12 protein-coding genes are annotated in these 12,329 nt (G+C 64.8%); 7 read left to right on the top strand and 5 right to left on the bottom strand.

Annotation, left to right across the window (positions count from 1 at the left end):
- Positions 1 to 14 precede the first annotated feature (14 nt).
- Both ACFT9I_RS12330 and ACFT9I_RS12325 read left to right on the top strand, forming a co-directional pair.
- On the top strand, positions 15 to 1,013 hold the full coding sequence (locus tag ACFT9I_RS12330) for an SEC-C metal-binding domain-containing protein (protein WP_382563364.1): 999 nt from the start codon (positions 15 to 17) through the stop codon (positions 1,011 to 1,013).
- 95 nt (positions 1,014 to 1,108) lie between these two features.
- Positions 1,109 to 4,246, top strand: a complete 3,138-nt coding sequence (locus tag ACFT9I_RS12325; RefSeq protein WP_382563362.1) for a DUF3427 domain-containing protein — start codon at positions 1,109 to 1,111, stop codon at positions 4,244 to 4,246.
- A 35-nt stretch (positions 4,247 to 4,281) separates the two neighbouring features.
- Here the strand turns inward: ACFT9I_RS12325 and ACFT9I_RS12320 are convergent, their stop codons facing one another.
- Both ACFT9I_RS12320 and ACFT9I_RS12315 read right to left on the bottom strand, forming a co-directional pair.
- Positions 4,282 to 5,217: a YDG/SRA domain-containing protein gene (locus ACFT9I_RS12320; protein WP_382563360.1), complete on the bottom strand. Its 936-nt coding sequence runs from the start codon at positions 5,215 to 5,217 to the stop codon at positions 4,282 to 4,284.
- Positions 5,218 to 5,303: 86 nt separating this feature from the next.
- Positions 5,304 to 5,984 (bottom strand): ATP-binding protein, encoded by a 681-nt coding sequence (locus ACFT9I_RS12315; RefSeq protein WP_382563358.1) that lies wholly within the window; start codon positions 5,982 to 5,984, stop codon positions 5,304 to 5,306.
- 199 nt (positions 5,985 to 6,183) lie between these two features.
- Here ACFT9I_RS12315 and ACFT9I_RS12310 point away from each other — a divergent pair, with 199 nt between their 5' ends.
- The 3 genes from ACFT9I_RS12310 to ACFT9I_RS12300 are packed head-to-tail and all read left to right on the top strand — an operon-like array spanning position 6,184 to position 7,922.
- Complete coding sequence (locus ACFT9I_RS12310; protein WP_382563356.1) at positions 6,184 to 7,032, top strand: helix-turn-helix domain-containing protein; 849 nt, start codon at positions 6,184 to 6,186, stop codon at positions 7,030 to 7,032.
- The gene (locus tag ACFT9I_RS12305; protein ID WP_382563355.1) at positions 7,029 to 7,229 is read left to right on the top strand and encodes a DUF397 domain-containing protein; all 201 of its coding nucleotides are present in this window, start codon (positions 7,029 to 7,031) and stop codon (positions 7,227 to 7,229) included. Before ACFT9I_RS12310 ends, ACFT9I_RS12305 begins: the two co-directional genes overlap by 4 nt.
- A 27-nt stretch (positions 7,230 to 7,256) precedes the next feature.
- Positions 7,257 to 7,922, top strand: coding sequence for a class I SAM-dependent methyltransferase (locus ACFT9I_RS12300; RefSeq protein ID WP_382563353.1), 666 nt, complete (start codon positions 7,257 to 7,259; stop codon positions 7,920 to 7,922).
- Between the two features lie 12 nt (positions 7,923 to 7,934).
- On the opposite strand, the gene ACFT9I_RS12295 is transcribed toward ACFT9I_RS12300, so the two are convergent.
- Both ACFT9I_RS12295 and ACFT9I_RS12290 read right to left on the bottom strand, forming a co-directional pair.
- Positions 7,935 to 8,420: a hypothetical protein gene (locus ACFT9I_RS12295; RefSeq protein ID WP_382563351.1), complete on the bottom strand. Its 486-nt coding sequence runs from the start codon at positions 8,418 to 8,420 to the stop codon at positions 7,935 to 7,937.
- 49 nt (positions 8,421 to 8,469) lie between these two features.
- Positions 8,470 to 9,450 carry a hypothetical protein gene (locus tag ACFT9I_RS12290; protein WP_382563349.1) on the bottom strand — a complete coding sequence of 327 codons (981 nt, stop codon included), beginning with the start codon at positions 9,448 to 9,450 and terminating at the stop codon, positions 8,470 to 8,472.
- Positions 9,451 to 9,659: 209 nt separating this feature from the next.
- Between ACFT9I_RS12290 and ACFT9I_RS12285 the strand changes: the two genes are divergently transcribed.
- Positions 9,660 to 10,868, top strand: a complete 1,209-nt coding sequence (locus tag ACFT9I_RS12285) for an endonuclease/exonuclease/phosphatase family protein (protein WP_382563347.1) — start codon at positions 9,660 to 9,662, stop codon at positions 10,866 to 10,868.
- Here the strand turns inward: ACFT9I_RS12285 and ACFT9I_RS12280 are convergent.
- Positions 10,861 to 11,763: a nitroreductase/quinone reductase family protein gene (locus tag ACFT9I_RS12280; protein ID WP_382563345.1), complete on the bottom strand. Its 903-nt coding sequence runs from the start codon at positions 11,761 to 11,763 to the stop codon at positions 10,861 to 10,863. The two genes, ACFT9I_RS12285 and ACFT9I_RS12280, sit on opposite strands and share 8 nt — an antisense overlap.
- Before the next feature lie 94 nt (positions 11,764 to 11,857).
- Between ACFT9I_RS12280 and ACFT9I_RS12275 the strand changes: the two genes are divergently transcribed.
- A complete protein-coding gene (locus tag ACFT9I_RS12275; RefSeq protein ID WP_382563344.1) occupies positions 11,858 to 12,328 on the top strand; it encodes a MarR family winged helix-turn-helix transcriptional regulator in 471 nt (156 codons plus the stop codon).
- The last annotated feature ends 1 nt before the right edge of the window (position 12,329 follow it).

The raw sequence follows: 12,329 nt of genomic DNA, 5'->3' as shown, positions 1-12,329 counted from the left end.
GTACGGTGTGGACCATGCGCCCCGACATCCCTGCCGACCACACGACTGAAGCCGAGCGCCTGCTGCGCACAGCGGCCCAGTACCCCGAGGACCGCGAGCCGCTGCTCCTCCAGGCCGCCGCCCACCTGGAACTGGCCGGCGCCCGCGACCGCGCCACCGGCCTCTACGACGACCTCCTCACCGGCGCCCCGGACCACCCCCACCTGGTGAAAGCCCTGAAGGCCGCGAACCTCTGGGAGTACGGCCACGAGGCCGAGGCCCGCGCGATCATCGAGGGCCTGCGCATCGCCGAACCGCTGGAACCGGCGCCGTGGGAGATCGTGGCGGAGACGCTGGAGGCCCACGACGAACTCGAAGCGGCCCACGACTCCTACACCACGGCCCTCAACCTGCTCCTGACCCCGGGCGAGGAAGTCCCGTACTCCGCGGGCTCCCTCCTCCTCGGCCGCCACCGCCTGCGCCGGCTGCTGGGCCTGGAGCACGACGACTGGGACGCCCTCGGCGACCAGGTGAACAAGACGTCCGTCCCCCTCGACGAACTCCACGACCCCAAACGCCTCTGGGCCCTCGGCTCCGACAACCCGGCCGAACTCCAGGCCGAGATCGCCCGCCTGCGCGCCGAACTGGGCTCGTACCGCTCGGCGCTCTCCCGCCCGTTCCCGGTCGCGGTCCTGCACTGGCCGGCCGCGGAACTGACGGAACTGCTCACGGCGTACCCCGAGCTCCGCACCGAGTACCCCTCCCGCGAGACCCACCTCGCCCAACTGGAGTCCTCCCTACGCGAACTCGCGGCCACGGGCACCCCGAACCTGGGCATCGTGACGGGCACGGTCCCCTCCTACGAGGCCTTCGCCGCCTCGGAAGCCGCCTCCCCCTCGGACCCCAACCTGCTCCCCCAGTACGCCACCACCCTGGCAGCCCGCGGCCGCGCCACCTCCTGGCCCCCGGCCCGCAACGCCACGTGCTGGTGCGGCTCGGGGAAGTCGTACAGGGAGTGCCACGGGGCGGGTTGACCGGAGGGAAGGTATCCACTCACTCGTCCTTTTATCGAAGTCGTGTCAGTGGTTGCTGCTACAAATCGAGCCGGAATTCACTCAGGGGGCACTGCATGACGGCAACGCGAGGCGACGGCTCTCCAGCCACAGGTCTGTACGAGCAGCTGATCACCTTGCGGCTCGAAGATCGCCTGAAGGAGCTGGAGGGCACGGGGTGGCGGGCAATCGATGCTGCCGTGAGTTCTGAGTCCACACCCCATGTTCTAGCTCGCCATATCGCGGAGACCGTCAAGCGTGTCCTGCAAGGTCTGCCTGCCGCCGAGCGCGTCTATGCCGCCAACCACATCCTTGAGTCGGTCAGCACATTGGCCGGCGCTCGTGAGTGGGTGGACATGGTCGCTGAGGGCCCGCGGCAGTTGCTGGCACTCGCGGAGCAGAAGGCGCCGGGGGTTTACGCCATCCGACCGGCCACCCCACTCTCCGACACTGCCTTGTTGACTAACTCACCAGAGGATCCCAATCTCGGTTTCGAGTTGCGTGCGGAGCTAGCTACCGCGGACCGAGTGGACCTGCTGTGCGCATTTGTGAAGTGGCATGGACTGCGAGTACTTGAGCATGCGCTTCAGACGGCCCGTGAACGCGGCGTTCCCATACGAGTCATCACCACGACCTACATTGGGGCCACCGAGCGACGAGCCCTGGACCGTCTTGTCCAGGAATTCGACGCCGAAGTGAAGGTGAATTACGAGCTTCGCTCCACTCGCCTCCATGCGAAAGCCTGGCTTTTTCGGCGAAGTTCGGGGTACGACACGGCGTATGTCGGGAGCTCGAACCTCTCCAGAGCCGCGCTTCTCGACGGTTTGGAGTGGAACGTACGCCTCTCGTCCGTGGCAACTCCCGACGTTCTCAAGAAGTTTGAGGCCACCTTTGACTCCTACTGGAGCGAAGCAGCATTCGAAATCTACGACCCAGAGACGCACGGGGAACGTCTAGACGAAGCTCTTCAACTGGCCAGTGGGAGCGGCAGCAGTGCAGCTGGCCGACGTATCACGTTGTCTGGGCTGGAAGTACGCCCGTACCCTCATCAGCAGGACATGCTTGAGCGGCTTCAGGTCGAGCGGGACGTTCACAACCGACACCGGAATCTTCTAGTCGCAGCCACAGGCACAGGCAAGACGGTAATGGCAGCACTGGACTACAAAAAGCTTCGGAGGCAACTTGGCCGGGATCTGCGACTATTGTTCGTCGCCCATCGCAAGGAGATCCTGGAGCAGTCGATCCGCACATATCAAGGCGTCCTCGATGACGGCAACTTCGGCGAACAGTTGGTCGGCGGTCAGATTCCTACTGCGTGGAAGCACGTATTCGCGAGCGTTCAATCACTCAACGCACGCGCGCTCGATGAGCTTGCCCGCGATCATTTCGACATAGTCGTGATCGATGAGTTTCACCATGGCACCGCCCCGACCTATCGGAAGATCATCGAGCATTTCAATCCAGTTGAGCTGCTTGGCCTCACCGCAACACCAGAGCGCATGGACGGACTGAACGTTCAAGACGAATTCTTCGACGGGCGAATCGCAGCCGAGATGCGTCTCTGGGAGGCTCTAGAGAATGACCTCCTCTCCCCCTTCCACTACTTCGGCATCAGCGACACCACAGACCTGACGTCTGTTCAGTGGACACGCGGCTCGTACGACGCTTCCCAACTAAGCAGTCTCTTCACGGATAATAAGGCCCGTGCCCGGCTAGTGGTAAAGGCCGTACAAGACAAGGTCACCGACCCTGCCACGATGCGGGCGCTCGGTTTCTGCGTGTCGGTTGCTCACGCGCACTTCATGGCAGAATTCTTTCAACTGGCTGGCCTCAACGCCGTCGCACTGTCCGGAGACACCCCGAGTGACCAGCGCAAGTCCGCACTCAACGCGCTGCGTTCGGGCGAGTTGCAGGTCATCTTCTCTGTCGACCTCTTCAACGAGGGGCTCGACATCCCTGACGTCGATACTCTCCTGCTACTCCGCCCGACTGCCAGCGCAACAGTCTTTTTGCAACAGCTCGGCCGTGGACTGCGACGCTGCGAGGGGAAGGCCGTGCTCACCGTACTGGACTTCATTGGGCAGCACCGCAAGGAATTCCGATTCGAGGAACAGTTCCGGGCACTGACAAACCTGACCCGCAATCGTCTCCTCACAGCAATTGAGCACGACTTTCCACAACTGCCAGGCGCTTGTCAAATCATCCTTGAGCCAAAAGCCAAGCAACTAATCATCGATAATATTCGCACCCAAATCGCAGTTAATGTGGCTCAACTTGCCATAGAAGTTCGCCAGATCGGCGCGAAAGATCTCTCCACCTATCTTGAGGAGAGCGGCCGTGAGATCCGAGAGCTCTATCGGGGCACAAGCCACTCATGGACCGCTCTGCTGCGCCGAGCAAACCTACTGAGTGGCCAAGCCCCCGAAGGCGAGGCCGCCCTCCTCAAGCGAGCCTCAGCCTTCCTCCATGTGGACGACCCAGATCGAGCCGCCGCCTACGGCCGACTCCTTGAGGACAGTGCGCCTTCATACGAAGAGCTAGACGAACAGAACCGCGCCTTCGCGCGCATGCTGTTCTTTACGCTCTGGCCGCTCGGCGGATTCGACACCTACGAGGCGGGGATCGCGTCACTACGCCAACAACCGCAATTCCGCAGCGAGGTACGCCAGATCCTCAATCACGTACTGAACCACGTGGATCACATCACGCCGCCCTTGGCCGGCACTCACGCCAACCTGCCCCTACGCATCCACGCCTCATATAGTCGCGAAGAAATCCTTACGGCCCTGGGCGAGGCGTCAATCGGCGGCTTTATGCCTGGCCACTTCCGTGAAGGTGTGCGCTGGTGTGAGGAGATCAAGACAGACGCTCTGCTGATTACTCTGGAGAAGGACGAGAAGGACTTCTCACCCCAGACACGCTACAAGGACTACGCCATGAGCGACACGCTGTTCCACTGGGAGTCGCAAAACCAGGCATCCGAATCATCGCCTACCGGCGTTCGCTACCAGACTCACCAGAATAACGGGACGCATGTGCTGCTCTTCGTGCGCCGCTTCAAGAAGACAGACATCGGCGGTGCTCAGCCGTGGATGCTCCTTGGCCCCGCCGACTATGTCTCGCACGAGGGAAGTAAGCCGATGGGAATCATCTGGAAGCTGCAGGCGCCGCTGCCTGCAGATGTCTTGACCTATTCCGCCATCGCGGCCGGATAAGAACAGAGGGAGAACCTGGTAAGGGGTTGGCGAGCCTAGCTACACTCACCGTTTACGAGGCCCCAGTACTTCCGATGGGCACGCACAAACTTCTCCCTAATCTTGTGACGCTCCACAGTCGTAAGCTTCGTAATCTTGGGCCTTGAACCATCAGCGTATCTATCTACAACATCCAGTTCATCTGTGAGATAGAGCGCGCCGCGGTCGAGTTTCACGTGACAGTTAGGGCAGAGACAAAGGACGTTCTCGTCAACATCAGGGCCGTTACCCTGCCTTCCCAATGCCTGAATATGAGCACCCTCCGCGTAGTTCTTGCCATCCGGCCCGACTGCAAGAGCTAGATTGCAGATTTGACAGGTGCCGCCATACATCTCCTTCACTCGCCGGATGACCTTAGTGTCTCGCACGATGCGTTCAACGGTCGCAGTCTTCCGTCGCAGAGCCCCATCGATTACATCGTCCAGTTGCTGCTCCAGCGGCGTCAGTTGTTGGTCTCTATCGTGGAGCCGCTGTAGTTTAAAACAGCAGATCTGGAATCCCGACTCTCCCTCCTCCATCCACTCACTAAGAACTCGATAGAGACCATCGTATCGATATCCACTAGCCGGCGAGTAGCTCTTCTCACCCCCACCGCCACGAATGACGCGCACCTCGTAACCGTTCTCCCGACTACGGCGCAAGCTGGCGTTAGCTGGATTCTCCCATGTCTGATCCTCCACTTGGCGGCCCGTGTTTCCATCTCGGCCGCCGGCGCCGGTATATATCACCTCGCTCCACGAATCGCGATCATCCTCATATCCGTTGCTGAGTACGATCGCGTCGGCCACCCGCTCGTTAGCAGAATCAAGGCCCCATGAAATGCCATCTTGATTCGCCTTATGGAGACCGGCAGCTTTCACATCGTTACGGGATCCGAAACAAGTTCCCGGTTCAACATCTATGTGCCCGAAGACAGCTCTGTACGCAGCCATGGAGGCATGCTGTCGAACCACTCGCAGAAATTCGAACAGGCTCTGCCTTATTGGCGCGCGCTGTCTTAAAATGATCGAAACATGGCTTATTTTGAGCCGTTGGTGCGGCCTGCCTCTTCTAGCTCCGCTTCATAGTGCATTTGAGCGCGATCAAGGGCTTCGTCGGGGTCGCAGCCTTGGGCGCGGAGCCAATGCAGGACGTCCGCGATGAGGTTGATCGCCGCTTTCTCTGCCACCGCTACCGACAGTGGGCTTCCCTCATCCGACGGAGGACGCTGGGCAGACCCGTGTTGGATGATGCTCATCTCGGCCTGCGCTACGCGCGGATTCCTCGGGTGCTCGTTCGACACCTCCAGTCCCGTGGCCAACTCGCACCACACCACCTTCGAGTCAGCGCGAGAGATGACACCCCAGCGATCGGCCACCGCATCGAGGATCATCAAGCCGCGCCCCGACTCCGCTTCGGACATGGGAGCAACGAGCGTAGGCAAGGCCCGGGGGTCTGGATCGCTCAGCTCGATACGGAGGTTGGCGCCGTCCGTCGAGACTGCGAGGGTGACCGGAGTTCCTGGGCCAACGTGGTTGATCACATTTGCCACCAGCTCCGATACGCAGATCTGAGCCAGATCCTCCAGGCCTGACAGACCCCACAACGAGAGATGCAGTCGCATCGCCCGGCGCACTCGGGCGACCACAGGCGGTTCCGCGGTGAACGGCACCTCCCACGGGCGCCGTTGCACGCAACCACTCGCGCCGTAGATGACCATGTCCCTCTCCTCTCGCTGGGCGACTCGCGCCGTCGCACCCCGACTGAGCCAGCTGTGACGTGCCGTGACCCGTTGTGACAGGATGGCAGCGCGCATCCCTTCATGCAATGTGCACGAGGGGATTAGCTCGAACGAGTGATTGGCGCGAGCGCTCGCTTCCGATGGGATAGAACCCCCCGTTACCGCAAGAGGAGTTGAAGTGGCCGGATCACCCACCGCACGACGCCGCCGCTTGGCGATCGAGCTCAGGAAGTTGCGCGACGAGAGCGCGTTGACCTGCAATCAGGTCGGCAAGGAGCTGGACTGGAGCGGTTCCAAGGTCAATCGCATGGAGACGGGTCAGGGAAGGGTGCAGCCTTCGGACGTGGATGCGTTGTGCCGCTTCTACAACACGTCGGACGAACTGCGTGAGTTGCTGAAGGGGCTGGCCAAGGAGTCGAAAACCAAGGGGTGGTGGCACGCGCACGGTGATGCTGTGCCCTCGTGGTTCTCGGTGTACGTGGGACTGGAGCAAGCCGCCACCAACCTGCGTACCTACCAGGGCGAGTTCATCCCCGGGCTGCTGCAGACGCCCGAGTACGCCACCGCGTTGAGTCGGGTCACACCCGACCAGGACCATGACGAGATTCCACGTCTTGTCGACGTGCGGATGCGCCGTCAGCAGTTGCTGACGGAGGGCAAAGCTCCCGACTTCTGGGCTGTGATTCACCAGAGCGCCCTCATGCACGTGATTGGCACCAGGCAGGTGATGGCAGGGCAGCTCGAACGTATGCTGGATATCGGGCAGCAGCGGAACGTGACCGTACAGGTCCTGCCGTACGACGCGGGCGCGTACCCGAGCACCGGCCCCTTCACCGTCCTTGGCTTTCCTGAGCAGGAAGATCCGGATGTGGTGTACCGAGAGGGTCTGACAGACTCCGTGTACCTCGAACTCCCTGCAGACGTACGGATCTACACGAAAGCCTTCGACCACCTCAGGGCCCTCGCCCTGAGCCCTCAGCGATCAGCCGCACTGATCCGTTCAGCTTTGGAGGAACACTCGCCATGACTTCGTCCCCCACCGATCCCCAGTGGCGAAAGAGCAGCTACAGCAATGGAGCCGGCGGCGAGTGCGTCGAGGTCGCGGCGTTCAGCGCGAACATAGGTGTGCGTGACTCAAAGACGCCCGAGGGCGCTCCCATCGCTGTGTCGCGCAACGCGTGGGCGGGATTCGTCACCGCCGTGCGGCACCAAGGGCTCGGCTGACTTCAACCGCCAACCCGAGGAAGCACGTTGTCAGCACGGCACGACATGGACGTGGAGCGTGAGTTGTGGAACGCCTACGCCGAGAGCAGCACCAACGGCGATGTGCTCGACGGTGAGCCCGTCTTTCGGTGGACTCAGTACGCCGGGCACGGGCCGGGTGTTGAGTTGTTGGGGGAGCCCGCGTCCGTGCTTGAGGTCGGGTGTGGGACCGGGCGGGCGGTGGCGTTTCTTGCGCAGCAGGGGGTGAAGGCGACCGGGGTTGATCTCTCTCCCGTCATGGTCGAGCGGGTCACGAAGCGTTGGGGATACACCGGCGCGCGGTTCGTCTGTGCCGGGGTGCTCGATCATCTGCGGGACAGTGCGGAGACGTACGACTCCATCTACTCGGTCTTCGGCGCTGTCTGGTTCACCGATCCCGTGCGGCTGCTTCCGCTGATCGCTCAGCGTCTGAACCCGGGAGGGGTTCTCGTCTTCTCGCATCCCCCGGCCATTCCCGGTGCGTACGGACCTCAGGGGATGTACAAGGGCGGCTTCGCGGGCAAGGCGATGTTCACGTATCGGTACAGCTATACGCCTCGTAAGTGGCTCGGGCTGCTCAGCGGGAGCGGTTTCGGGCAGGTCGAGACGGAGGTGCTGGACGCCCCGACGCCCGGGCATATCGGGACGCTCGTCGTGCGCGCCACCGTGAGCTGAGCCGGCGGGGCGTCAGGCGTAGTCGTCCGGGTGGTCCTGCATCCAAGTGTTGATCTTGTCGCGGGTGCCGATGAGCTCCGTACGGTGCTTTTCCAGGTTCGGCGTGGACGTGTCGTCGCCCAGGGTCTTCCAGAGTCCGGCCATCAGCTCAAGTGGCTCCTTGAAGTGGCCTGGTCCCTTCGGGTCCGCCTTCATCGCGGTGTCGAGGCCGGCCAGTTCGTCGTGGACGCGGCCGAGGAAGTAGTCGCAATCGCCCGGCGTGCAGTCGTCGTTCAAGGTGGCCTGGAGAGTGGCGAAGGCGTCGCGGACGGCCTCGACCGGTGGCGTCGTGTCGTCCGGCACCGGCTCGGCAGGGGTCGGGTCCGCCGGTGCGGTTCGGGGTGGGGAGGACGCTCTCGCGTCGTCCCGGGGCGGGTCTTCTGAGCTGGAACAGGACAGCAGCGACGCTGCCAGAAGGACAACCAGCGCGGCAGCGCCGCGGCCTTGGCGTATGGACATGTGGGCCCCCCTCGGGCTTGATCCGGATGAGCCTAGCCGTGACGGTGTCTCACGGGCGGAGTACGACCCGGGGCCGGGTGGGGCCCGTTGTGGCGAGGTGGAGTTTGGTGCGGACCGCTGCGATCAGTTCTTGGGGGTGGTCGCGGACCAGGGACGGGGTCACGCTCAGGACCGAGACGCCGTGGGATTCCAGGAGTAGGCGGCGGCGGAGTGTGGCGCGGTATTCCGTGATGCCCAGGTGGTACTCCGCCGAGTCGACCTCCAGGGCGACGCCCTCGTAGGGCCAGTAGGCGTCCGGGCGGGCCAGGAAGGTGGCCGTCGGGGTGAGGAGGGTGGGGTTCCAGAGGGGGTCGGGGATGCCGGCGTTGAGGAGGGTGTCGCGGGTTTCGCCCTCGGCGATGGAGCGGATGCCGACGCGGAGGTCGTCCAGCACCGCGCGGACCGCCGGGTTGCGCAGGGCGCGGGACGCGTGGAGTTCGGCGCGGAGGTCGTCCGGGTGGCAGCGGCCCTTCTGGACCGTGCTCACCAGGAGTGCGCGGACGCGGTCGGGTGAGGGCTCGTGTGCCGCGAAGTCGGAGGCCGCCCGGACCGCGCGGACGCAGGGGATGCCCTCGCCGCGGAGGGTCGGTGGCCAGCGGCGGGTGGGGTGGAAGTGGACGTACGAGCGGTCGCGGAGCTGGCGGCCCGCGTTGACCAGGACGTCGGCGCGGTCGGTGCGGGCGCCGCGTACGCCGTAGATGGCCAGGACCGCCTCGCCTGTCAGTACGGCTGTGCTGCCCGACATCACGGAGGTGTCCCGGGCCGCGAACAGGACGGCCGCCAGCAGCTGTTGCCAGACGTTCGGCTTGCCCGTCTGTATCAGGACGACCCCCGGCAGCAGCCGCTGCCAGCGGCCGCCCGGTGCGCAGCGGCGGGCCGCCGTGCTGGCGGCCAGGCCCGTGGCGCGCAGTTGTCCGGAGGTCGCCAGCCGCATCTGCGTGCGGGCGAGGCGGTCGATGGCCGTGGTGTCTGCTCGTGTGGGTGTCGGCATGGATGCGTTCTGCCCATCCGTGACTCTGTGTAGTGGAGATCGCGGAATGTTGTTGCTTTGTGTGGTGTGGGGAGCGTTCAACGCTCGTTCAGTACGGGAAGCGGGTGCTTCTCCGTCAATGACCCGATCAAGGCTGGTGGATGTGATCCGTGGCGCCCTAACGTTCCAGGATCATCGGCACGCTGATACGTACGTGGAACGGGGGATTTATGAGACGCAAGCGGAAGTTGGCAGCGGCACTGACAGCGGTGGCGGCAGCGGCGGTGATCGCGGGCGGGACGACAGGTGCGGAGTTCCGGCCGCCGACTGGTGCCGGGGCCGGGGAGGAGCTGGTGCCCGCGGCGGCAGCCGCCACGAGTCTGAAGGTCATGGACTGGAACATCCAGGGCGGCAACAGCTCGGACGGGGACGCGCACTGGGACAGCATCGTGAGCACGATCGCCGCCGAGGACCCTGACATCGTCACCCTTCAGGAAGTGCACAACGACGAGGGTCGTGTAGTCGACGGCAGACCCGGTATCAACCAGTACCAGACCCTGCTGGACACGTTCCCGGCGTACGAAGGGCATTTCGCCAGGAGTGACACCAACGCCTACGGGGGGTCGGCCGGGCAGCTGATCCTCTCCAAGTACCCCATCAACGAGAAGGTCAGCTACACACTGCCGAACGACGACAGTGGTGCCGTCGACCGCAGCATGGGCGGCGTCAATGTCGGCGTCGGCGGCACGGCTGTGCGCGTCTACACCACCCACCTCTCCGCCGGTGACGGCGCGGCGGCCGTCGCCCGCCGCGAGGCGCAGGCCAGGTACATCCTCGGCAAGCTCCCCGCCGACAAGATGACCACCCCGATGCTGTTCACCGGGGACCTCAATGTGCGGCCGGACGCCGGCATCCGGTCCTGGATCGCCGGTGCCGGGTGGGTCGACACCTGGACGCATGTCAATGCCAACACCGGTGCCGCCGTGGTCACCCACCCGGGCAGCGGCGACGACGCGCGTATCGACTACGTCTACGGCTCCGGCGCGATCGATGTGTCCGACGCCCGCACCCGCACCACGACGGCCTCCGACCACCGGCCGGTGGTGACCAACGTGACCATCCACAGCCCGGCCGTCACCAAGTCCGGAGCCGTGCTCGCGGGCGCGGACTCGCGGGCAGGCTCGGCCAACGTCTCGGTGTACGCGAACGCTGCCGCCAGGGTCCGGGTGTGTGACGACAAGGCGGACGGCTGGGGCGTACGGGCGTACGTCTACGGAAAGGCCGGCGGCCCTGTGGTCGTGACGGGCCAGGACGGGGCGTACGCGGATCGCTGCGGAACGTTCGACGCGGCCTCGGGCACGGCCGGTTCGCCCGTCGTGAAGGTGTGTCTCTACAAGGCGGGCGAGGAGAAGGACTGCCGGCAGAAGACGATCACCTAGGGGCGTCTGCGGGACGCCCGTTCAGGACGGGGAGCAGGTACGTCTCCTCGTACGTGAAGTGGTCGTCGAGGTCCTTCGCCAGCCGTTCCAGCTCCTGCCGCAGGGCGGGCGCTGTGGCCGGCGGGTCGTCCCGCAGCTTCGTCAGCGCCGCCGAGACCGCGCGGTGTTCCGTGCGCAGGCGCTCCAACACCGGTGCCAGCTCGGGGAATTGCCGGTCGAAGGCCGAGAACGCGCCGTCCTCGGCGGTGTGGTGCATGCTCAGCGACTCGCAGAAGCTCAGGCAGTGGAGCAGCAGCCCCTCATCGAGGGACACGGGGGATGCGGGGGTGGCGCGGAGGGCCGCCAGTTCGGCTCGCAGCTGGGCGTGGACTCGTACGAGCTCCTCGCCTATCGCCCGGTTCCGCGCCGGGTCCGTCAGGTTCAGGGGGTGCAGGGCGATCACCGGGATCGTGCGGTCGGTGCCCGCCTGGTACGCCGCGAAGCCCGGGTCCCGTGCGACCTGGAGGGCGTACTGGTGGTCGCGCTCCTCGTCCTGGAGCGGTTCGGCGCGCGCCGAGAACGTGTGGACGCCGCCCTCCTCGGTGCTGATCTCGGCGGTGCCGCCCTCCTCGGTGCCGATCTCGACGGTGACCCGGTTGTCGGCGAGCAGGTTGAAGTACCAGCCCGGATGCACCGGGGCGCCCGCGTTGGAGGCGAAGACCAGGAGCCGTTCGCCGTCGCGCGCGTAGGCGGCGGGGTTCGTGCGCCGCTTGCCGCTCCTCGCCCCCAGCGTCGTCAGCAGGACGAGCGGCGCGCCCTCGAACATGCCGCCCACCCGGCCGCCGTTCGCCCGGAACTCCTCGATGATCAGCCGGTTGAATTCCTGCATGCTCTGCAGCTGTTCGGGTTCGGTCATGGGGTGGCCCTCTCCGGATACGCTCGACCAGAAGATGCTTTTGCTTTGCAGGCAAAGATGCTTTGGATGCAAAGCTATTGAGGGGGCGGTACAGATGTCAACCGACAGCCGGCATGACGACGAGGCCGCCGGTCTCGGTGTCGAGGACGGAATCCGTACGTTGTTGCTGCTCATGCCCCGGATGGTCGGGCGCGCGAAGCGGATCAAAATCCCCGCGGAACTGGAGTCGTTCTCCCTCGCGCCCCGCCATCTGTCGCTCTTCGCGTTCCTGCTCTTCGACGGTCCGATGACCGTCAACGCGCTCGCGGCACGCCTGGAAGTCGCCCCGGCCACGGTGAGCCTGATGGTCGGCGAGCTGAGCCGGCAGGGGATCCTGCGGCGCGAGGCCGACGAGAACGACCGGCGTCGCACGATCGTCAGCATCAGCGACAAGCACCGGCCCGCCATCGACGGCTGGCTGGCGCGCGGCGCCGGGGCCTGGCGCAGGGCGCTGGAGCCGTTGACGCCCGAGCAGCGGAGGATGTTCGTCGACACCCTTGAGGCGTACGAGCAGGGGCTGGAGTAGA

This window comes from Streptomyces sp. NPDC057137, from assembly GCF_042670825.1.
Taxonomy (GTDB): domain Bacteria; phylum Actinomycetota; class Actinomycetes; order Streptomycetales; family Streptomycetaceae; genus Streptomyces.
This window is presented reverse-complemented; position numbering and strand designations above follow the sequence as displayed.

What these genes read in the sequence shown, in the direction of transcription:
- ACFT9I_RS12330 (WP_382563364.1), top strand. Translation starts at nt 15, where the DNA reads ATGCGCCCCGACATCCCTGCCGACCACACGACTGAAGCCGAGCGCCTG.
- ACFT9I_RS12325 (WP_382563362.1), top strand. Translation starts at nt 1,109, where the DNA reads ATGACGGCAACGCGAGGCGACGGCTCTCCAGCCACAGGTCTGTACGAG.
- ACFT9I_RS12320 (WP_382563360.1), bottom strand. Translation starts at nt 5,217, where the DNA reads ATGGCTGCGTACAGAGCTGTCTTCGGGCACATAGATGTTGAACCGGGA.
- ACFT9I_RS12315 (WP_382563358.1), bottom strand. Translation starts at nt 5,984, where the DNA reads ATGGTCATCTACGGCGCGAGTGGTTGCGTGCAACGGCGCCCGTGGGAG.
- ACFT9I_RS12305 (WP_382563355.1), top strand. Translation starts at nt 7,029, where the DNA reads ATGACTTCGTCCCCCACCGATCCCCAGTGGCGAAAGAGCAGCTACAGC.
- ACFT9I_RS12295 (WP_382563351.1), bottom strand. Translation starts at nt 8,420, where the DNA reads ATGTCCATACGCCAAGGCCGCGGCGCTGCCGCGCTGGTTGTCCTTCTG.
- ACFT9I_RS12290 (WP_382563349.1), bottom strand. Translation starts at nt 9,450, where the DNA reads ATGCCGACACCCACACGAGCAGACACCACGGCCATCGACCGCCTCGCC.
- ACFT9I_RS12285 (WP_382563347.1), top strand. Translation starts at nt 9,660, where the DNA reads ATGAGACGCAAGCGGAAGTTGGCAGCGGCACTGACAGCGGTGGCGGCA.
- ACFT9I_RS12280 (WP_382563345.1), bottom strand. Translation starts at nt 11,763, where the DNA reads ATGACCGAACCCGAACAGCTGCAGAGCATGCAGGAATTCAACCGGCTG.
- ACFT9I_RS12275 (WP_382563344.1), top strand. Translation starts at nt 11,858, where the DNA reads ATGTCAACCGACAGCCGGCATGACGACGAGGCCGCCGGTCTCGGTGTC.